The organism is Nibrella saemangeumensis (assembly GCF_039541915.1).
GTDB lineage: Bacteria > Bacteroidota > Bacteroidia > Cytophagales > Spirosomataceae > Nibrella > Nibrella saemangeumensis.
In genome coordinates, this window is record NZ_BAABHD010000069.1 from 16,378 (window position 1) to 39,136 (window position 22,759).

The window sequence follows — 22,759 nt, forward strand, 5'->3', positions numbered from 1 at the left end:
GCCATTTGTTGCTGCTATTAATACAGACATATCATGGACAAAATCCTGTTTATATTTCTGCTTTTAGCCGCCTGTCAATCGGTAAATGACTCCATCTACCAGCCGCCAACCGACTTAGTTATTAGTAATCCGGTATGGACCAGGTCCGACCCCAATCACATCTATGACGAAGTCGAAGTTTGTGAACACGATTTCACCCTAACAAACAACTCCGATAGCCTTACGCAGATCATAGTCAGAATCAGCTACTTTGACAGGCAACACCGGTTAATGGACGAGCATCTCCACAAAGTTTGGCACGAGATCAAGCCTCATGAGTCATTCCGAGTGAAAGGCCTGAGTGGAGGCATTGTCAAGCCAGGTACAGACTCAGCCTCTGTTGACTTGGTTAAAGCTATTCGGAAAATCCGTCAGATTCATTAAAGAGGCTGATTGGAGGTATCGATTGAGACTCCTTTTTTTACGGTTGAACAAGCGATTTTTCCCCTTTAGCATACACAGGCCTTGAGCCAGGTGAACTAGTCTTTAGCTTTGTTTTACAAACACGAGCAGAGGGCCATCCAGCCAAATCAGGGTGTTTGTCATCCACACCATCACTACATGACATAAGCACATACCCGAATTAGGCACCTCTACCAGGAGGTGCCTTTCGTTTTGTATAGGCATCAGTCAAGCCCTAATCCGGTAACTGCTGAAAATACGTACTGCGAGTCTTCTTCTTGGTGTAAAACTGGGTGGTCTCCAGCGTTTCATGTCGTAGGTGCTGCTGCACATGCTCTAGGCTAACGCCATCTTCAAGTAGTAACTGCCCCGCCGAATGGCGAAGACTATGGGCCGACATCCCGCTGCGCTTGAGTCCCTGTTTCCGCAGTTGCTTATCGACTACGTACCGGATCTGATACGTCTTCAGGTCTGGGAATAGGGATTCACTTCGATGCTCCGGCTTTAGCGGCCACCGGCCGATCTCCTCCAGATAAGCCTGCAGCAGCTCCCGGCAGGCGGCAAAGAATTTAATGGCCTTGCGGGTGTGCTTCCCTTTGCCCAGCACCAACAATTGCCCACGGATAAAATCCAGATCGCCCAGCCGCAACCGGGTTACCTCTACCGTTCGGAGCCCTTCAAGCCCCAGTAAGGCCAGCATCGCTTTATCGCGGGCCGACTCGGTATCGGCCAGCAGCTGCTGGCGCTCGGATCTTTCCAGGCTGTCCTTATAAAAGGTACGTTCTATAGCGAGTCCCCTCACGTCGGCAATGTCGCGCAGGGCGTTAAGCTGCTCAGACTCCAGCTTTAACTCCTCCCGTTTGCGGATACACCAGCTAGCCAGTTGTTTGACGGCTGAGAGATATAGGTTAACGGTAAAGGCCGAGTAATCTTCTGCCTTCAGATACTGCACAAAATCAGCAACCGTAATGCCGCTAAGCGAAGCGGACTGGCCTAACTGCTGCTGGTCGGCCACATACGCAAAAAAAGTATTGAGCGCTTTGGTATAAGTTTCTTTAGAATGCTCGCCCCTGAGATTTTTAGCTTCTCTAATAAAGCGCAGCACCAGATCATTAGCCGCCGGCGGAACCTTCGGCTGCCTGGTATCGGCCACCACCTGCGGCTGCCCGATAGCCTGGTAGAAGAGCATAAACTTTCGCAGTGGAGACACGCAGTTGGGTGGCAGATCGGCTGTGTAGCGGCCGAAGCTAAAGGAATCAATACCCAGTTTCTCCATCAGACAGTAACGCACGTACGCTTTGGCATGGCGTGGATAGTTACTGGACTTTGGCAAGTCAGCCGCAAAGTAGCGAATGAGTTGACTAACCGGATATCGGGACTGAGCTTTACCTAGCTCTGTTGATAAGGGGTTAGTGAGTCTGTCCAACAGCGACATATGCATTTAGATATGCCTGTAAAGAAAGGAAATTTTTCCTATTTCACCAATTCTTATAAATTAGTCTTTACAAGATGGTGAAAAAACTTGCTAAGAACGACCGTTGTTAAAATGTTATAGCTACTAAATCAGCATGAATAGTTACATATCTGTTTTAGATTAGAAGAGGCAAGAGGAAATTCTAGTCAGGACAGGAGACAAGGCTTGAACGGGCGTTTAAGATTTGTAAAATTTTTGTAGTGTAACCTATTATACAAAATTAGCACATTGACATCTAGCGAACGTTCGTTCGACGGTTGTAAATTTTTTCTGTTTGTAACTAATAGGTTCACAACGGCGACTTTGACATTGTCTAGACCCTCGTTCAATGACTGTCAAATTTTTACTTTGTAGCTTTGAGTTGCCAAGCTAGTTATTCTACCTTTGGAAGTGGAGCCTATATTAAAATTCAACACACCTCACTCTAAGGGGATCAAAGATGAAGTAGAGAGTATTAAACTCGTATAGCTTAGTGCCGTAAAGGTCGTACTAACGTCAAATAATTAATGACTTCAAATAAATACTACTTGCTCTTGAGCATTCGATTTATATACATTCCATGCCACTTCTGATTCATCAATCCATTGGATTGTAAATTGAGTTTCAGGGGTGCTTAACTTCAGTTCTAAGTACCCATCAGCTGTAATACTTTTAGCTGTTTCTCTGTAAATACGGCCTGAGCTAATACACTCAAAATTTTCATCGTCAGAGGCAAATTTAATTTTACCAATAACAGGAGCATACTCGTTTTGAACAGCTTTAGCTATAATTATATCTGAATACTGTTGGACATCTACATAGGAGTTTAAGTCCATAAAACAATCTCCTTCTGAAACTTTGATTTTATCCATCCATTTTCTTGGATTGTCTAAGCTACTCAACAAAGAACGAGCATCATTTGAGGTTTCACAGATAATCAAAAGTGACTCGTATTTTGTGATATCGAGTTCATCTGAGATTACAAACTCCTGCTGCACTTGTCGTTTATATTCAGAAATATCTGGTATATCTCTTTGATACCTTCTATATACACCTGAATAGGAAAAAGTATGAACCGCTTTATCTAGACTGCTAATTGTTGTCCAATCAGCATGAAAATTATTATTTGATATAAAGTAACTATCCTGTATTTCTTCATCAAACAGAACTTCTGATAAATTAAGTTGGAAAAACACAGGAACGGGGCATTTTGGATATTCAACCTGAAAAGGCGAACCAAACTTGCGTCCAAGCCTTTCTGTATAAAATTGATAAGGAGTTTTAGGGCGAAAGTAAAACCTTGCATAAGAGTGCGGATCTGTCCGGCGCCAAACAATCTGCTGAGCAGCTGTATCTTTAAAAGCTGCCAATCTACGGCTTTTAATCTTACCCTGATTTAGAATGGAAGCAGCATTCTCAAGATGAGCGTAATGGTAGATGTTTCCTTTCCAAGGAGAATTTTGTTCAGATAATCTTTTTAGAAATAAAAGTCGACAATCCTGGTCTAAAAGTTTATTTATAGTATTATAAAAGAATTTCTCTTCTCTTTCAATAGATTTTTTATATAATGAGTTCCAGTTCCAATATCGTCTATATCTAATCAATGCATCCTCTGTAATCTGAAGCAAAGATGATTCAGATAAGGTGGACCAGTCTAAAACATCTTTTAACTCTTCCAATAAAACATCAGTCGCTTTGATCTTTCCGCTAAGAAACTTCCAATCCCAAGGTTTATGTTTCAACTTAGCTATAACATCAGAGTTTTCATAAACTTCTGGATTTTTACTAAGCAATCTATAGTTCCACTTTTCTTCAAATTGTTGAATAAAGGTAATATCCACAAATTTAGATTTTAAACTTGCTGAAAGTGATAGTTCATTCCAGTCCCATTGCTCCTTATACAAAGAAAGCAAAGATTGCCTTTTTTCAGATTGATCTTCATCAGCTTTAGCAAAGTCAATATTCTTAGATATGTATTGCCAGTTTAATGGCTTGTCTTTAAGTAATCCAAGAAGTTGGCGAACTTTAGTTGAGTCAAGAAAAAGTTTTGGAGTTAAATTGTAATAGTCCCAAGGCTTATCGCTAGTCCTTTTAACTAGGTCAAAGGAAAACACAACATCCTTACGACTACCAATGGTATACCAATCCCAAGGCTTCTTTATCAATTCATCATTGCTAAGGAGACCTTCGCCTTTTTCGTCATATAATGGTGTAATATTAGAATAGCTCGAAAGGGCCTGCCAATCCCAATCAATATCTCGATTATTAATAAGAAACTCGGAACTTATAAATAGATTTATGCTTTTGGAAAGAATTTGATAATCCCAACGGGAACTCTTTGCTAAAAGCTTATCATCAAAACGTATATCTCTTCGCTTCGATAAAGCTCCAAAATCAATTTCGTCCTTAAATTGACGAAGAACACTTAAGTTTCGATCTCTGACCTCAGAAAATTCCTCTTCACCAAACTCCTTCCCGTTTTTGTCCTTTATCTCGTTACGCAAAAACCAACTTTTTTCTGATATGTAAGTCCAGTCCCATCTTTTACGATATAACCTCAAATATTCTAGTCTAGCATTTACTTTGTTATTCTTAGACAATTCCAACCAATTCCACTTCTCCAAATAACGTTCAATGAAACTTCTATTTTCCCAAGGAAGCCTACCCGAGGTAGATATATATCCCCAGTCTAGAGCGATATAATCTCCATCATCATTAGGCATAAGGCGTCCGTATAAGAACTCTGTATTGACTTTCCTAGTTATTATACTCCATGAAGTACTGTACTTATCCGTACCTTTAAGTAGATACAAGCTGTCGCATATAAAATAAAAATCAGCTTCTATAGCTTCTGTTGTGTAAAGTTTATCTATAATGAATGGCCAGTCCCAATATGAAGTAATATCCTTATAAGTAAGAGATAAATTCTTAATTTCTTCTATTGCATATATAACACTAGTTAGGAAAACCCAATCCCATTTGTCCCTGCGTTGAACTAAGTACGCAGTAATAGCTTCTTTATTTATATTTCTTGTCAGATAATGCCAATTCCATGGATACTGGGCATGTTCAAGAATATAAATAGCCGGTAAACGTTCAGTTAAATGCTCCCAAAATGTGGTAATTTCATTTGAAGAGTTATCAAGCTTTGTGAATATAGCATCTAATAATCTATACAATACTTCTATAGAAAGTTTATTAGCTAAACTTGACCAGTTCCATGCTTGGAACAACGCATTATCAAATTGGAGAACTTTGTCTAAAAAGGACGTTTCTCTATTGGAAAGTATTAGGTAGTTCCAAGGGAAAGCTCTAAGAGAGTAGCTGATTATATCGGCAGAAATTCTTTTAGATAGTACATCCCAATCCCAATTTTCTTTGAAGCGCTCAAGCCTTGTAACAATAAATAGTTCAGGAAGCTCAGTTGATAAAGCACTCCAATCTACAATATTAGTAAATTCGTCGAGTATGTTCTCATCAATTTGAAAATGTTTATTAAGGGCAATTTGGACCCAATCCCAACTAAACTCTGGGTTTTGTCGGATGAATTCGACAGAATTTATAGACGCACTTACATGAGCGTGACCTTGTTTTGAAGAAATTTTTTCTTTATATCTCGAAAATAATGGTAATGACCATTTGATATGTTCGTTGCATTCAAATCCTTTATCAGCACCGTAACTTTTCCACCGGAGTAAACCTAGTTCATCCATGAGATCTATCAACACTTCATCCCACTCCAGCTTCTCTGTTGTAAAAGAATTTGTTCTATTAGCATTTCCATTTAGGTGTTCTAAAAAGGACGGATTTGTTAACCAGTCTGGGTCTTCAACAGACACTCTTTGTATTAATATGCTCCAATTAAGATATTTCCCTAAACTTGACAGACTCTCTTTGATATTGTCTAATGAAAGTGAATTCGTCAAAGCATTGTAATCGAAGGGCGGCCTATATCCAGTTTCAGCGGATTTGTTAAGAATCTTAACCACAAGTGATTCACCTCTACTTTGTAGTTCTTGATAATTATAATTGGAAAATTGGTTGAAAGTTTCATAAATAAAGTTATCGCTTAGCTCGCTTTGACACAAATGAATCGCCCAACGTGGATATATTTTATTACTATAGGTTAGTAATACTCCGTCTCTAATAAATTCACTTCCACGAGTGGAGAGCTCTTCAAAGTCCCAGTGACATTCTTCTTTTATGATATTCTCTAATATGAAATCAGACTGAAGCCTTCCAGAGATGGATGTCCAGTTCCAATAAGAGACGTACTCAAATAAATGTTCTTGGATAAAATTTATGGGTGCAACTTCGCTAACAGTTGACCATATCTCTACGTCTTGCTGTATAAACTGCTCAAAAATATAGGGATCATCCCACTGAATCCTCTTGTCTATAACTAACGCTGACCAGTTCCACTTATCCTTAAACTCAGAAATGTTATTGCTATCAAAGACAGAAGTTGGATTACCCCATAAGGATTGAAATTGTGCTTCTCTGATTACTTCTAATTTGATTGCTTCATTATATATAACGTTTAGTAGATGAGTAAGGTAACTATCCTCCTTTTCGTCATGTATAGCAGTTACATAGTAGTCGCCCGTAGAACTTAGCTCAACTTTACAAGATAAGACCACGTCAAATCGATAATGAAAGTTACCTTTACCTATACATGTAACTTCTATGCCGTTTTCCTTCGCATTTACCTCATTCTGAAAAACCTCTGTATAGAATTGAAAGGGTTTGGCTTTAATTTTAATTTCAAGATACTCCCGTGGGGAACAATTTTTACCGCTATTTGTATTATTATTTAATTCGAAATATTTATAAAATGGGAAGCTTCCATCTGCGGATAAGTCGTCAAACTTATAACCTTTAAAGATACCTTCTTTAGAAAACAAGTGTTTGTTCCCACTTTCTATTGCTCCTTCGCCTAAGTCTGTAATAAATAAAAACTCTTCTTTACTTTCTAAAACCTTTATCTCTTTTTCTTCTAATAGATGGTACTTTTGTAGTTTATCTACAAAGAACGAAAATATTTTTTGTTCACCAGGGTCTGCATATATTTTTTTCTGTGGCGTATCTTCTATGGATAGGCCAAGTAACAAAGCTAGTTCAGCCTTCTTAATGTGTCCTCCTTTCTTTTGAACAACTTCACAAAGAATTATATCTTCTTTCTCTGCAAGGTGAGTAGTTTTAAAGATTACTGGGTAGACGTATTCTGAAACCGTTAATTTATGATCTACTAAACAAATTAATTCCATATTCCGAAGGCAGCTTGTCTGAGTTTAAAATCCATGATTATAATTCATCTGCATTTATTACTTTACCATATTTAGAATTTTTTATTGTTTGAAAAACATTCTTGTAAATTAATTTTCGAGTAAACAGATTTGAATTACCTACAATTACCAACAAACGTTTTGCTCTAGATAAAGCCACATTTAAGCGGTTTGGGAACTCAGCGAACCCTAGATCATTCTGACTGCTATACCCTAATTCTGGATATTCCTCCCAATCAGGTGCATGATGAATTGACGAAGCTATACGGTCACTCCGTACTAGGGAAACAATAACTATATTTCGCTCCATACCTTGAAACCTATCCACGGTAGAAAGTCTAATTTGAATATTTTGTAGTTCTTGACTTACTTCATTTGAAATCTGACGCAGATGACCTAACTGGCTTCCATAGAATGAAATTATTCCTATTTCACGCTCCTCAGGTTTATATTTCGGCTGATCCCAAAAGTCCATGTAATCCTTATAACCTTTTGAACTGGCTATTCTTTGTAGTATTTTCTTAATTACTTTAACCTCACCCACATTAGATCGTGAAGTCCTTTCTTTAACTTCGGGGGTGGTTACATTAACCCAAATACAGTGAGTGTCCTCCGAAAGGAAACCTTCCTGAGAAAGACCATGATAGCGGCTTTGTGGCTCATATAAATCCGGACTATCAACTAAGTTAAGGTCAAGCCCGCAGTAAAGACCACCATCTTCTAAGTAGAATTGCCTAATAACATCATTTATAGCAGGATGCATCCGGTATTGCTGATTAAACGTTCCTCGCAGAGATGGTGAGAGCTTGGGGTTCAGGAAAAGCTTTTCAAAGAGTGACACCCTATTATCTTGTTTCCGGAAGAACTGAGCTAATTCATTTTCACCTATCTTGTCCAGTACCTCTGCAAATTCTCCTTCATCAAGCATAGGAGGAAGTTGCCGATGGTCACCTACAACGATTGCTTTCTTCGCATAGAGCATGGGTAGGGCTAGCTCTGGAGGAGTAGCTTTGCTAGCCTCATCAATTATTACTGTATCAAACTTTATTGGATTTTCTCTTTGTCGTAAAGTTCCAGGATAGACTTCATCCCAGTTTCTCAAAAAGCTCGTTGGCCTACCCTCTGAGTTTCTCCACCCAATAGAACCAGTAGTAGCTCCTATTACATTTGTATGCTCAATATATTGATCAAATAGAATTTTACGTATATAATCATTATCTGTGTTGAATACCTTTGCCCATTGGCTACGTAGCTCCCTTGTTTCTTCATCTACTTGAGAAAGGCAGCGGTTAATGATATTCTGGTGCCATCGTACAAGAATATTATCTTCTAACTCATCTACACGAGATTCTTCTTCCAAAGATTGACCTCTTGTCCAGCTACTAAGTCTATCATATGAATATCTAGCTCCTTCGGTTTCCAGTTTTTCTTCATTTCCGAACCGTATTGGTTTTACTAAGTTGTGGTTGCTGTTAGAGAGCTTCTCCATCGCATTGTCAACCGCCAGATGTGCCTCAGAAGTTAATAAAATAAGCTCATCCGGCTTGGTTCTGACTAACTGCCATACTAACTCAGCAATGGCCGTTGACTTTCCGGTACCTGGTGGTCCCTGAATCAACGCTAGCTCTGGAGCATGGATAGCTTTTAAAATAGCTTCAAACTGAGATCTATTTATTGTCTTCGAAGAAAGGTGTTCGGCCATCTTCTGCCATTCGTCACCGTCCACCGAAAGGTTAATCGTCTCCGGAATTGACTTAGCTTTTGAACTATCAAATAAATATTTAGCCACCTTATAATTATTTGGATGAGATGACGGCCTTTGCTGAATAACCTCTAAGACTTCATTTAATCTATAAATTCTTTCATATTCACCAGTAAAAACAGGTATAATGAAGTCTATTTCTTGCGATAGATTAATTCCTTGTCCTAACTCAATATCAAGCGAAGGGTACTCGACTCTTCGTACTTGACCAATTATTTCTTTTTTACTAATCCCTACTTCACAGCCAGTTAGAGACCTGTATAAGCGGATGTCGTCAGCCTTACGTTGCTCTGCATCATAAAGCAAACCATAAGTTTGGTAAAGCGCGGCTGTTGTTGAAAGCTCAAAATACCAATTGTCAGAAAATAACTTCTCATTTATAATTGACCAGATTTTACTATTATTTCTTGTTATAAATAGCCGGAGTCGATCTTTATGTGTATCAAAAATATATTCTGCATTAGGAAGATACTTATTAATAAGTTCCTCTAGTTGCTTAAGCGGAGACTCATATTTTAAACGTACTTTATAACGTTGGTCTTTCCCTCTATGATTTAGTAATAGATTCGGTATATTAATGATACGCTGAAGCTTCTTTAAAAGGTCGTTTGAGTTTAAAATATCAAAAGCAATTCGTCTTTCATCTGGGTAAAATTGAAAATCATTTTCTTTACTTGTAGTTTCCAAAGTTCTATTCAGATATCTATAAATAAGCTCATTACTTGCATTAGAAAGTGAGTGCCAATGCTCTATAGATTGCTTTATATCATATTCATAAGTTGAGTTTTCAACCTTAAGTGTGTATTTGCCCCTTACTTTATCATTTAAGATATACTTATACCAAAAAGCAAAGCTTTCATCTGCATTATCAAAATCACTATTATCTAAAGAACCTTTAGACTCTTCAAATTCATCTCCATTTGAACCTACATTGTTTATATTCTTATCGTAAAAAGTCCGCAAAGAAGTTTCTCCAGAAATATTGTCTGTAATACTAATTGTGAAGTTAAGTCGTGTTAACCGTATTAAATCTTTCAGCTCTTGTTCTACCTCACCATGCAAAGATCCATTGCTTATTTTTACTTTATTAGATCTTAACTTAAATTCAAGACTTTTTTCATTGACGATTGTAAATTTTGACTCGACATTGATAAGAGGCTTGTAAAAAGATTGAATATGACTCGCAATAGGATTGACAGAATAACTGTAAATACAACCTATACGTTTATCCCTACTTAGGTTGGGGTACTTTTTAAGAAGGTCATCAAGTCTAGTAATTTCTTCGAAAGAAAGAAAAATTGCACTGTCTTGCGAGAAGCGGCTTTCTATATCAGGTTCATCAGGTAACAATTCTTCTAACAATTTATTTAAACTATCTCTTGTTGATTTGAAAACACCGTCAATTTCTGGTCTAGGTATAACCCGACAGTAATTATTACTTAATTTGGTATTTACCTCGTCAATAACTTCATTTTTGATTTGTATATCATTTGGTATAATAAAGTAACTATCATCAAAATGAATATTTTGCGGTTTGACTCCCAGCCTGTTTATTAAAGTATTCTGTATTTCAGCTTTATCGTCGTTAGGCTTAACTGTAACCCGTAGAGTTCCCTCGTTAATAAGATCACTATATAGAATACCTATAGGTTTTGAAAGGCTTTCCAGAACTTTCTTCTGAGCTTTTATATACTTAGACCATAAGTTGATTTCTGTTAATTTTGGATTTGATGTAACCTGCTTAGGTTTTTGTCTTGTTTCATGAGTCATTCTGAATTGACGGTTATTTTTGGATGGCTCCATAAAATTTAAGGTGTGATCTTTGTTTTAGCTCTATGGTATTATATAGAGTTGTATTGAATTATACTAAAAAATGCAGAATTAAGCCGTCGCTTGCGCGTTGTTGTTGATGTCGTCTATTATTTTGAATAGCTGGCTTACTTTGTTCTGGAATAGGGCGGAAACGCCGGAACTGTCAAAATCCGTAAAGGGTTGGCGGTACAGTACTTTCTTTTCTATGACTCCGTTCTCTGCCAGATAGTTGATAATCATATTGATGAATTCTATTTGAGCGGTAGACATAGGACCGTTGTCCAGAAAGGCGGAGAAGGCTGCCTTGGCCGCTGATTTATCGATACCCACAATATTGCGCACGAATTCACCCAATGGACGCTTTCCTAAAGCCTCCTCAAAGTGCTCCCTGGAATCTACATCAGCTCTTTCAAATAGCATCCGATCCAGCTCGTTTATCTCTTCTTCCGTAATCGGCTGATTATTTTTAAGCTTCCAGATTGTTAGATGGTTTTGGTTTTGCCTGATAATTTGCTCCATCCGGTCCCGGTAGGCCTCGCTGCTTACATAGCCTATAGTATGCTCGTGCACCAGCTCCTCCCCGGAAAACTCATCTGTAAAGTCGGTGTATACAATGGGGCGGCTCTCTTTGTCCAGGTACTTTACCAAACCTCGTAATGACAGCCGTACCGGCTCTAAGGAGGGAATAGTTAACGTTTTCCAGAAGTCAGTTCCGGCAACATCATCAATCACCTTCATCTGATTGGCCACTTGCGGAATGCCCCCTTTTTTCTGGAGACCATGTCCGATCCGGCGGACCTTACTCACCAGCGTAGTTACCTTCTGTTTTGAGCCAACAAGGCTGTTGTATTGGGTCTGTAGTAAGAGCAGGTCGAATCGCCGGGAGGTTTCGTCTGACTTCTCGTCGCTGATGAGCGGGGCTATGTAGGTTTCCAACTCCGTTACATCGGCATCATCCAAGGCTCTCCAACGCGCTTCGTCCTTGTATTTGATGACTCGCTCCCACTCGCGCCGAACCAGGAAGCTGTTTTCGTCCAGACTTTGTACCTGCGCTTGTAAGGTCTTTAGCAAGGTGGCTTTCAGCTCCTGTGTTTCGGCATCCAGGTCATCAGGAAGGGCTAACGCCAACCGTAAACGGGTGATGAAAATCTGCTCACTTAAACTCGGTGGAATAGCTGGACTGGCTTCATCGAGCTGCTGGGCGAAAAACTCGAAGTTGCCGCAATAGTCGAAAATATAGAAGTTCTTCTTGTTGAGGCCGGGGCCAAAGAGGTTTGGCCGCAGGCGGGTTCCGCGCCCGATCATCTGCCAGAACTTGGCTTTTGACAGAACGCGCTTAAAGAATACCAGGTTGACCACCTCCGGGATGTCTATACCGGTGTCGAGCATGTCTACCGAAACGGCAATCTGAAAATCGGTTTTGTTTTCGTCGGCGAATTCAGTGATCAGGCTCTCGGCTTCGTTGCCCAGCGAGTAATCAACTAACTGGCAGAGCTGCCCTTTATACTGTGGAAATAATTCGTTGAAGCGGGCGACGATAAACTTGGCGTGTTCGTGCTTCTTGGCAAAAATGATGGATTTGCCGATGCGGTCACCGCCTTCAATTTTATGACCTTTCTCCATCAAATGGACAAGCATTTTGTCCACTGTATCTTTATTAAAAAGCCAGGTATTCAACTCCTCCGGATCAAAGCCTTCCGGAATATTGCCGTCTTCATCCCCAAAAGTTTCTTCGTATTCCTCTTTTTCTTCATCCGACAATTCATCGTACCGGATACCCTGCTGCATAAATTTCAGCGGGACAGATCTGCCCTTGTAAGGCACCAGGTAGTCGTCAGCAACGGCCTGGCTGAGTGGGTAGTCATAGGTAGGGTTGCCGTTCGACAGGTTAAAGAAAGCAAAAGTATCCCGGTCCGTATCGTCTTTTGGGGTGGCGGTCAGGCCTACCAGCAGGCTATCAAAATACTCGAAGATGGCTCTGTACTGCTTATAAATGCTTCGGTGCGCTTCGTCAATGATAATCAGATCGAAGTAGCCTACACCAAATACCCGGTTTCCGTTCTTCCATTCGGTATCGATTCGGTTCAGGATGGTTTTGTAGGTTGAAAACACAATCCGGGCATCTTCGTATTCATCCGACTTTAGCAGGTTTACCCCCGTCAGGCTTGGCACGTAGCGGCCGAAGTTTTCGTGGGCTTGCCTCACTAGCGCTTTACGGTCGGCTAAAAACAGCACCCGCTTTACCCAGTTTGCTCTGACCAGTACATCAACGAGCGCGGCTGCGGTCCGGGTTTTTCCGCTGCCGGTGGCCATCACCAGGAGCGCCTTTCGGAAATTGTCGGCAAAGTGTTCGCCTACGGCGGCAATGGCCTGCTTCTGGTAATACCGGTCTGCTATCGCGGTATTAATCTTCATGTCCTTAACCGGCTTTTGTTCGGTCCGGCGGGCGATCATGCGGGCCATTTCATCGGCTTTGTGGAATCCCTGCACGGTACGGGGAATATACCGCTGATCATCCCAGAAGCCGGTCCGGAATCCATTAGTATAGTAAATCAGCGGTCGACGGCCATAACGTTGTTCCAGTGCCTTGGCGTAGCGCACAGCCTGCCGTTTGCCGTCTTCCCAATCTACGGTTGTACGCTTAGCTTCAACTACGGCTAAGGGCAGGCCATCATCTCCCCATAACACATAATCGGCAACGTCACTCGGCGTAATTGCTTCTTCGATGGAGACATTTTCGCCATAAGCCCGTCGGCCGGGTTTGGGTGCGATAATCCAGCCTGCTTCCCGCAGCAGTTTGTCGATGAACAATTGGCGGGTTTCTGCTTCGGTGAATGCACCCGTGTAGGTTTGGAGTGCTTCGGTGTTCTGATCAAGCTGCGCTTTGAGCTTAGCAATTTCGGCTTCTTTGGCCTTCAGTTGCTCGGCATGAATATCAGTAAGCAGCGTCTGCTCTTGCAACTTAGCCTCCAGTTCGGCAATCTGATCGGCTGTTTGGTAGATGGCCTTTGTTGGTAATAGGGACTCGTCAAAAGGCGAGACGGGTATTGATGGTCCGAAGTATGTTTTGACGGCCAGCACGCAAATACCATAGAGCGCTTTTAGGGCTACCAGCGACTGAACTGAGGTAAGTTTTGCGTCACTGGCATGAACGGCCTGATTACCATACTCCTTCAGGAGATAAAGCTGATCCTTAAGGGCAGTAGGTACTAGCTTCTTAAACTCCAACTGTCCCATCAACTTTGCCAGTGTGCGGTCTCTGGGATCGGTAGGGAAATGGGGTGTCAGACGCGGGTCGTTGGCGTACATGTACATCACCAACTCCTCAAGCCCTTTGCGGCACATGGCCGTTGCCACTACAGGTTTTACTAAAGCAAACTGTTCGGCCAGCGCAGCGGTCTCGCCAACATCGGGTAGCGTTGAGTCAAGGAAGGTAAAGTTAGAACTCATGCAAATGTGAATTCAGGTATTTAGGAATAGCAGAAAAGTAAATATAGGATAAACTGTGTATGTTTGTTGTTAACAGTCTGCCTACCCATACACCATTGAATTTGCCTATCTATCAAGCTGTATCGTTCGATGCGCCTGTAAATCAGGGAGGTTCTACAAACCCCTGGATTATTCGGGTACTCACCCACCGAGATACTATTGAGCCATATGTGGTAAAACTTTTTACTAAACGGCAAATTGAACAGCAACATGCAGTGGCCAAAGAGGTTTATGGTAACCTGCTGGCGTGTGAATTTGAACTACCGGTGCCTGATTTTGCCCTTATTGAGTTCGGGCCTGAGTTTATGACTACCTTGTCTGATGAGCAACTGAATAGGCTAAAAATCTGTCATGGCGGACTTAAATACGGGAGTGCTCTGGCCACCGACATGGCCATCTTTAAGCAGGGGTTATTGCCTTCTTTCTTGAAAGAGTATAATTTAGGCACTATCTTTGCGTTTGATAATCTGGTGCAAAACCTAGATCGGGGTGGGTTGCGCGATAAACCAAACCTGCTGATTAACGATGACAATTTTCTCCTTATCGACCATGAACAGACGTTTCCTTTCGCCGATGACGTTGATGCGGATGCTTCTGTAGATTGGTCGTTTGATGCAACTGAGTGGTCTAAGATCTACTTCGCTTACCATAAGCATCTGCTGCTTCCTTACCTTAAGGAGTTGCGAAAAACGGCTAAACTTGAAGCCTTCGACACGTTTCAGGAACATCTTCGCCACCTGGATATACGAACTATACGCCAGGCTGCCCGTGAGCTAGAACGATTAGGAGTTTCTATCGGCCATGTTGACCGAATTACAAATTACCTGTCGGAAACTAAAGCCAGACATACTGAGTTTACCAACCTACTGAAAACATTAATTGCATGAAGGCGGTGTTTCAATATAGCTTACTCCAGTATCGGCACTCTCAAGCGTTGGGAGAGGTGCTGAATGTGGGCGTATTGGTCCTATTTCCTGTGCAGAAGCAGGTACGATTCCTGTTTCCGGAGCGCCTTACCCGATTAAAGAGCTTGTACAGGAATGTACCTGAGAAAACCCTAAGGGCTTACTTCAAAACGTTCTTGAAAAGAGCCGAGCAGCTTAATCGGCAGCCCGAGCTTTTTGACGATTACGAGCAGAACCCCCAAACCTTTATCCACCGGGAGTTTCTGGCAGCCGATGCCAGTGCCTTGGTTTTTGCGCCGGTCAAGACCTCTGTCCTCTATACGGAGAGCCTGAATAAGATTACAGAAGCTTTATATCAGCAATACCTTTCCCTATACGATCCGGTTGAAGAGGTGGAACGGCATGATGACCAATATTTGAAGACCAATTACAAGAACAAAGTAAAGAGACTACTACAATCTGTAACGCCTAGGCGGACCTTTCAAGAAAACTACGTTATAGAGCCTGAGCAGGCTCAGCATACCGTGGCACCAGCTCGTTTTGATTTCGGCTGGCAGAATCATGCTTTACACCTTGTAAAGACCGTTAGCTTTGATTTGCAGCAAGGCCAATCTATTCAGACAAAAGCATATAACAACTTTGCTGAATTTACCCTTTTAGACGAGTACGCCCAAAGAGAAACCATTCAGTTTGATGTACTGGTTGCTGCTCCTCGGGAGCGTTCTTTACAGGAGTATTACGAACGCGCACTTGATGTTTTGCACCGCCCAAAATCTGTGCGTATTATTTCTGAGGAGCACTTAGAAGAGTATGCCTACCAGACAGTTGAAGCGCTTCAGGAGGATTAATTACTCTCCAAAACTTTCTTGTAACAAACGTTGAAATAAATTCTCACTGTTCATCATCTGCTGTTGGGCTATTAACTTTTGTTGTTCAATTTGAATAGCCATTTCGGCGAAGCGTTGCTGAAGGAGTAAAGGAGGATAATAAATCAAAAAGTCTTCTATTTGCTTACTACTTATATTAGGTTGTAAAGCTACAGCGCAACATTCTTCAACTCTATTTTTAAAGTATTCTGAAAAGCAGAGTTGTAATAGGAAACTTGTATTAAGTTTGGTTTTATCAATAATAAACCTTCCAACTCTTTGGTTAAGTATACATGGCAAATCTTTGTGCTCTACTTTAACAACTTTTGCTGACGATAACGATTTAATAATAGGACGTGTCATAGCCATAAGTATGTCACCGCTTTTAAGCATGAAGTTGGGATAGGCTTTAGCAATATTCTCTGGAATGAAGTCAATATCGTCCCAAATTAGCTTTTCAAAATGAACATTAGTAATTTTTACTAATTTTGTACCATAGTTGCTATAATCTGAGCTTTTAAAGGCAAACCCTCCTTGTAGTTTAGCTCCTTTTGACAGCTTATCTACTTTCCATCCCTTCTCATTCCTCACCGGGTCACCAAACATATCTAGGAAAATGGCTTGGGTGAGTTGGTCGTAGTGAGACAGCAGTTGGCGGTCTTTTTGGCGGAGGGCATCAGCTTTGTCTAGTAAAGCCGCAATCCGGTGCTGCTCAGCGAGGGGGGGGAGGGGAATGGGAATATTGTCAAAATCCCCTTTTGTGATGTGTTTCATGGTAGCTCCATGAGTAAGAGCTACCATGACATTTAATTTATGGCCGACTATATGCCTGAAATACTGCTTATCAATTGGTAGTTTATTAAACACAACTTTAAAGATGTGCTGGTTTAGAACCGCATTACCTCTCTGCCATTCATAAATTCCCAAGCTAGCCGACCAAGAGATTAATATATCGCCGTTGTGGATATAATACTTCGCCGGAACGGTACCGTTAAAATAGTTTGTTTCATATGCATTGCCTGTCAGGTCTTGAATTCGAATAATGGGTAAGCCTTCTTTTTTCCAATCCGTTGGTTTAAACGGATACCCATTCACGAATGTTGCTATATCGCCAAGCTTTACAGTTTTGCTCATAAAATTTGAAATTAAATATTGGGGCTGCTACTCGTCTTCAACATTGAGGCTATCGAGCAACTCCTTAAATATTGGTACTGCATCTTCTTCCAGTTCAATTAACTGAACACCGTCAATCATTCTGAGCATGGTTAAATAGTCTTCTCGCCGTGAAGGGTCGATACGCAGGACGAGGTATTTATCAACGTATTGTTGGTCATCTTCCTCTTCTATATCATCGTCAAAAAAAGCCTTAACACGAGGAGGTCTGTCATTCAGCGCACGTAGAAGTACTTTTTTGTACAGGTAACTGTTAATTTCGTCAACGTAGAGGCAGTCATAATCCACCTCATCATCATCAATATCTGTAGCATCCTCTAACGCAGCATAATTCACAAGCAATTTATCTTTGCGTGGTAAATCTTTAAAGCAGTTATGAATAGCCCCTTCAATGGCTGCTTCGTAAAGTGACCATTCAAAAAACTCTTCACTTTGCCGCTGTACGCAAATCTCTTCCCAGCAGTTTTCCAGATTGGCATACGACCCTGGTATATCTTCCAAATCTGAAATAATCTCCTCAACTAGTGATTCTACGCAAGCATTCGCTTCTGATAAAGAAAATGAGTCCATGTCTCGATAAATCTGGATAATAATTATTCAGCGACTACTTCATTAGTCAGTTGAAGCATTTGCTCCAGCGCTTGCAAATCGGCTTGTCGCTGAGCATCCAGGGCTTTGATCCGCTCCAATATGGTACCCGGCGTATCGTATTGCTTCTGGGCGTAGACCACTTCCTTGTAGCGGTTGATGCTGAGGTCATAAGCATTAGCGCGGATGTCGTCTACAGATACTAAAAAGCTCTGCTCGGTGCGGGATCGATCAGCTTCAGCATCTAAATTTAGCCAACGCATTACTAGGTCAGGAATGTCGTTTTTGTAATCGCCGGTGTTCGCTTCATTGTTTTTGAGCTTTTCAATCAGTCCGTTAAGATCAGCAAATGTCTCAAACTCTACACCAGTTACAGTACGTTTGTCATCAAGGCTGCGGCCATCAGCCTGCATATCGTAAAACCATACTTTATCGGTACCACCAGAGTTGGTTTTTGTAAAGATGAGCACAGCTGTACTTACACCAGCATACGGCTTAAATACTCCGGAAGGCATTGAAATAACCGCCTGTAGCTTCTGCTTTTCAACCAGCTCCCGACGAATCTGTAAGTGTCCTTTTGAGCCCCCGAACAAGACACCATCGGGGACTACCACCGCTGCTCTGCCGCCAATACGCAATCCACGAAGTATAAGCGCCAGAAATAGCAGCTCGGTTTTCTTAGTCACTGTTTTCTGAAGCAGGTCCGGCAACACATGGTCGGCATCCAGGGAACCTCTAAAGGGCGGATTCGCCAGCACAATAGTAGCCTCTTCTTTAAACTCACTGTTGCTTTTGCTAAGCGCATCTACATCGAGCAACCGTTCCGGCTCAATACCGTGCAGCAGCAGGTTCATGGCCCCAATCCGGATCATGTGCGGGTCAAACTCCATACCCATCAACATGCGTTTACGGAAGTGCTCCTGTACGGCTGGTTTATACAGTGTTTGTCGGTGGTTCTCAGCTACAAATTCGCTGGCCGATACCAGGAAGCCTGCCGAGCCAGCCGATGGATCACAGATTATATCTTCCGGGCCAGGAGCGATCATAGCTACCATCATCTTCACAATATGGCGGGGTGTCCGGAACTGGCCGTTGGTGCCGGAAGTAGCCATCTTGGAGAGCAGATATTCATACACGTCCCCCTTGGTATCGCGGTCGCGCATCTCAATATTATCGAGCAGACTCACCACCTGATCTAGCAGACGCGGTGTCGGAATCATGAAATTAGCGCCCTTCATGAACCGGCCAAAGTTACTCTCTTTACCAAGTGAGCGCATAAAATCGAACACGCCGTTCTGCTTACGGAAAAGCTCAAAACGGGTATCAGGGTCTTTGTCCTTGAACCGGCTCCAGCGCAGTTCGTACTGATCTGGTTGGTAAATCGGGTCCTCTATAGGCTCCTGCAAATCGTTGGCTTGCTGCTCCTTTGCTGTCTGAAGCTCATCTAACCGCCGGATAAACAGCAAGTAGGTAATTTGTTCAATAACGGAAACTGGGTTAGTCAGACCACCTGTCCAGAAGGTTTCCCAGACTTTATCAATCCTGGAGCGTAATTCACCTGTGAGCATAGATAAGGGCGCTATTGAGGGCGTTTTTGCATGAAATCAGAAAACCAAAGCAACAAATCTGCTAAAATATTCGCATAACTCGATAGAGTGTAGCGGGAAATTGGATGCGTATAGGCATGCATAGATACGGTGCTGGTTGCATTCTGAAGCGCATTAACTGTGAGCCATAGGTGCAAAGGCATAAAGGGGTTAGACTTGAAAGAGTACTTTCGGGTATTATTATCCCACTTTGGTTGCCCAGCAATATGATAAATTGCTTGTCCTAAACTTTGTTGATTATCATGTTGTAAGCCTTCAGGGACTAAACGGCGATCCAGCTCTGCTAACTTAGTGTAAACCCCTTCCATAATAGGCCGGATACAACTAGCTGCATTTTTTAAGAGCATTACCTCGCCAGAATCAACTTTTTCAAAAAGTTTTATCAATTCCTGCTCATGTTCCCGCTGAAGCCATCCATTCTGGAAAATAACCCCGATCTCAGGATGACGCAGGCGAAACGTGGCCTCAGCCTGTCGGGCATACTGTTCACGCACATAATTCAGCATCAGTTCTTCACCGGCATCATCTTTGGCAAACACTGGTATGTCCGGGTACACCTTGTCCAGCATCTGAATCATATCTTCTGTCTGGTACATGGTAAATACGCAGCAGGGAAGCTCACGCTTATACTGCATGGTAAGGGCCTGCAACTCGTTGATAGCCTTATAGGCAAATTCTTTCTCCCCGCGATCCTCAGTTAAACCTGGTTTGGTATGCCCTAAGCCATCAAAAATGACAAAGTCGTACCCGAAGAAATCTGCCCTGAGCTTGTCAAGAGCACCAACCAGGTGAGGTTCGGTATACACCTCAAATTCTTCACCGTCGAATTTTCTCACAAATGCTTCCCTAAAATTACTTTTATCATCGACGAGCAGAAGCCTTATTTTAACCTGACTCATAAGCTTAAGGGATTTAGATAGGAAATTCTATTTTGAACTGTACAGGAAATTCGCTGAGTTCAACCAGTTCCGGCGACACTATAGACAGCGTTCCGCCATGAGCTTTTACAATGCTGTCAATCATATTTCCGCCGTATCCGCTACCTGCGTCAAGATTACCCTCAGCCGTAAAGTCTTTAATAGTGAAGTCAGCCGGAAACGGTTTCCCATTGTTACGAATGTAAAAGACTGTATTCGCCTGTTTCGCAGTAGGGTCCTCTGTCTCACCTGAGGGTTCCTCCTCTACTCGTACGATTTCAATCTGGATACGGTTTTCTTCTCTGGGTCTGAGTCGGAATTCCCCGTGACGAACGGCATTGTCCATGAAGTTCCTGATCAGAATAAGAATCAGGTTGGGATCGAAAGTTACCTCAATCTCGTCCCCGATCACCTCAACTGAGCAGTAGTCCCGCCAAGGGCCATTTTTTACATTACTCTCCAGAAACTTCTTTATACCTAAGGTCATTCCGTTCTGGAGCCCTTTAGACACCGTTACCCACTCTTTAGCCAACCCTATAGAATGCTGGGCATGGTCCGTCTCGGTGAGCATTTCGTACAATATAGCTGACAGGCGACTCTCAGCAGCGATCTCTGGACGAGAGTTTGGCTTAGTTATCGGATCAAACTGATGTTCTTGAACAAACTTAATAAGATGTTGCAGGTTCATCCGGATTGTTCGCAACGAATTGCCTAAGGTATGCTGTAGCCGGCTGGAAGTAACTAATACCTCCTCCTGAAGCGCTGTACGGTAAGCCACTTGACTTTCCTGAAGGGAGGAGGTTAGGTATTTATTTAACCAATCTTTTTGCTCACTTAGACCTCTAAGCTCAATCTTTATCTGATTAAGGTCCATTAAGCTAAGCATAAAGCCCGAGTTAAATACCTCAACCTGCTGATGGGTATATTCGCTCCAGAGTTGAGCTACCAAGTACTCAGGAAGCACTTTAGTAGTGTCTGGTCTAAGTACGTGTATTCCCATTGGTGCAAATGCTGGTTTATCTACATTGTATAATGAGGCTCGAAGCTTAAATCCCATTCTAGCGACCAAAATATCTCCTTGATAAACCATCTGGCCTGAAGGATTCATATCAGCTCTGATCCTTTCTAAATCATCATAGTTGATTTGGAAGGATTTTGCACTCCTTGCTAATTGACGTAGATTGATATATGGAAGCCCTTGTAAAAGGCTACTATTCTGAACTCTGATTGGGCGAGTAGTTGTAATTAAGTCGCTTAAAGGGTGAAATGCTTCTTCGTTTTCTGGTTTAGGAAGCAAGTAGTAACGTGTCGATAATATATAATTATTTTTAACGATCTCGTCAGCATGTTTGTTGATTGAAACTTTTTCTAGTATAGGATCAGATAAATTAAAATCCTTACTGGTAACGGAGTCTCTAACTTGTAGCTCTTCAAACTGGATGATATTTCTTCGGTTAAAACTACTCTCTCTGCTAATTAGAAGGAGGGATGTTCTAACGCCAACATTCGCAATAACATCTTTAGGTAAGGAAACTACTTTAACCACTAATTGTGAATTGACTAAAGTTTTTCTGATTTCTAACTGTTGACTATTACTCCTTGTAAGTAATGAATCTGGTACAACGAATATTGCTGTTCCTCTTGAGCTTAATAATTCTATAGCAAGCTCAATAAACCTAATCTCAAAAAAGAAGTTCAATCCATACTTTTTCACACTTGCCTGGTCTGTCCCGAAAGGCGGATGAGAAATGATTAAATCATATTCTTTTTTGCCCGCCCAATCGGAAGCTAATGCATCTGCTACAGTATAGTTAAACTCTTCTCTCTTTAAACCTGATAAAAGGAGGTACATTTGGCCGAGAGATGCCATTTCACTATTAATATCAATTAGGGAATAATGAAATTGTTTATTCAATGTACCATTGAACAAGGCAGCTGTAAGCACGCCAAGGCCGGCTCCTAAATCTAATACTGAAATCGGCTCCGTATTTTTTAGTTCTTGTTCTTTAAGAAGCCTGGCTACTTGGCTACCAATAAATAAAGGTGAAAAGATGTTATGTTTTCTAGGCGTGCTGCCCTGCTTGATAACAACTTCTAAAAAATCGTCGGGAGTAATAGTGTGCAGAGATTGCTGTGCTTTGGCAAAGGCAGTAATAATCTTAAATAATGTGCTTGGAGGTAGCTTATTTAACTTTTGAAACGTAGGCTCTAGATCATTCTGAATTGCTATATCAAGTAAAAACGTTGGTATGGCTTTCTCTGGTGATAGAGAAGTTAATGAGAGCCAATTATATGGTTCTCTGTCCTGGTGACCCTTTGATAAATACAGCAACGTTGGCAATATAACTATATCTTCTTTGAGGCTAGTCCTAAGGAGAATGTCTGCTATTTGCAGTACCGCTTTTTTTGCCTGTTCATTCATAAGTTCTACTAAAGTGATTGTGTGAAAGTAATCTAAGGC

The 22,759-nt window shown here is 41.6% G+C and carries 12 protein-coding genes; 3 read left to right on the forward strand and 9 right to left on the reverse strand.

Features of this window, described 5'->3' with window-relative positions; translation table 11 throughout:
- The first annotated feature begins 33 nt into the window (after positions 1 to 33).
- On the forward strand, positions 34 to 423 hold the full coding sequence (locus ABD949_RS19630) for a hypothetical protein (RefSeq protein WP_345246139.1): 390 nt from the start codon (positions 34 to 36) through the stop codon (positions 421 to 423).
- Between the two features lie 253 nt (positions 424 to 676).
- Here ABD949_RS19630 and ABD949_RS19635 read toward each other — a convergent pair whose 3' ends face one another.
- From ABD949_RS19635 to ABD949_RS19650, 4 genes are all read right to left on the reverse strand, one after another.
- A complete protein-coding gene (locus tag ABD949_RS19635) occupies positions 677 to 1,876 on the reverse strand; it encodes a tyrosine-type recombinase/integrase (protein ID WP_345246141.1) in 1,200 nt (399 codons plus the stop codon).
- A 551-nt stretch (positions 1,877 to 2,427) separates the two neighbouring features.
- Entirely contained in the window at positions 2,428 to 7,161 is a 4,734-nt protein-coding gene (locus ABD949_RS19640; RefSeq protein WP_345246143.1) for a DarT ssDNA thymidine ADP-ribosyltransferase family protein, read from the reverse strand.
- Between the two features lie 37 nt (positions 7,162 to 7,198).
- Positions 7,199 to 10,744: a DEAD/DEAH box helicase gene (locus ABD949_RS19645; protein WP_345246145.1), complete on the reverse strand. Its 3,546-nt coding sequence runs from the start codon at positions 10,742 to 10,744 to the stop codon at positions 7,199 to 7,201.
- A gap of 78 nt (positions 10,745 to 10,822) precedes the next feature.
- Positions 10,823 to 14,203, reverse strand: coding sequence for a DEAD/DEAH box helicase family protein (locus ABD949_RS19650; RefSeq protein ID WP_345246147.1), 3,381 nt, complete (start codon positions 14,201 to 14,203; stop codon positions 10,823 to 10,825).
- A 59-nt stretch (positions 14,204 to 14,262) separates the two neighbouring features.
- Here ABD949_RS19650 and ABD949_RS19655 point away from each other — a divergent pair, with 59 nt between their 5' ends.
- Complete coding sequence (locus ABD949_RS19655) at positions 14,263 to 15,129, forward strand: HipA family kinase (RefSeq protein ID WP_345246149.1); 867 nt, start codon at positions 14,263 to 14,265, stop codon at positions 15,127 to 15,129.
- Positions 15,126 to 15,995, forward strand: coding sequence for a DUF3037 domain-containing protein (locus tag ABD949_RS19660; protein WP_345246151.1), 870 nt, complete (start codon positions 15,126 to 15,128; stop codon positions 15,993 to 15,995). The genes ABD949_RS19655 and ABD949_RS19660 overlap by 4 nt, the downstream gene beginning before the upstream one ends.
- Here the strand turns inward: ABD949_RS19660 and ABD949_RS19665 are convergent, their stop codons facing one another.
- Genes ABD949_RS19665 through ABD949_RS19685 form a run of 5 tightly spaced genes read right to left on the reverse strand, consistent with a single transcriptional unit; the run spans position 15,996 to position 22,720 of the window.
- Positions 15,996 to 17,147 carry a restriction endonuclease subunit S gene (locus ABD949_RS19665; RefSeq protein ID WP_345246153.1) on the reverse strand — a complete coding sequence of 384 codons (1,152 nt, stop codon included), beginning with the start codon at positions 17,145 to 17,147 and terminating at the stop codon, positions 15,996 to 15,998.
- Positions 17,148 to 17,174: 27 nt separating this feature from the next.
- Positions 17,175 to 17,756 (reverse strand): hypothetical protein, encoded by a 582-nt coding sequence (locus tag ABD949_RS19670; RefSeq protein WP_345246155.1) that lies wholly within the window; start codon positions 17,754 to 17,756, stop codon positions 17,175 to 17,177.
- A 23-nt stretch (positions 17,757 to 17,779) separates the two neighbouring features.
- Positions 17,780 to 19,342, reverse strand: coding sequence for a type I restriction-modification system subunit M (locus ABD949_RS19675; protein WP_345246157.1), 1,563 nt, complete (start codon positions 19,340 to 19,342; stop codon positions 17,780 to 17,782).
- Positions 19,343 to 19,353: 11 nt separating this feature from the next.
- Positions 19,354 to 20,280 (reverse strand): hypothetical protein, encoded by a 927-nt coding sequence (locus ABD949_RS19680; protein WP_345246159.1) that lies wholly within the window; start codon positions 20,278 to 20,280, stop codon positions 19,354 to 19,356.
- 13 nt (positions 20,281 to 20,293) lie between these two features.
- Positions 20,294 to 22,720, reverse strand: a complete 2,427-nt coding sequence (locus ABD949_RS19685; RefSeq protein ID WP_345246161.1) for an N-6 DNA methylase — start codon at positions 22,718 to 22,720, stop codon at positions 20,294 to 20,296.
- Between the last annotated feature and the right edge of the window lie 39 nt (positions 22,721 to 22,759).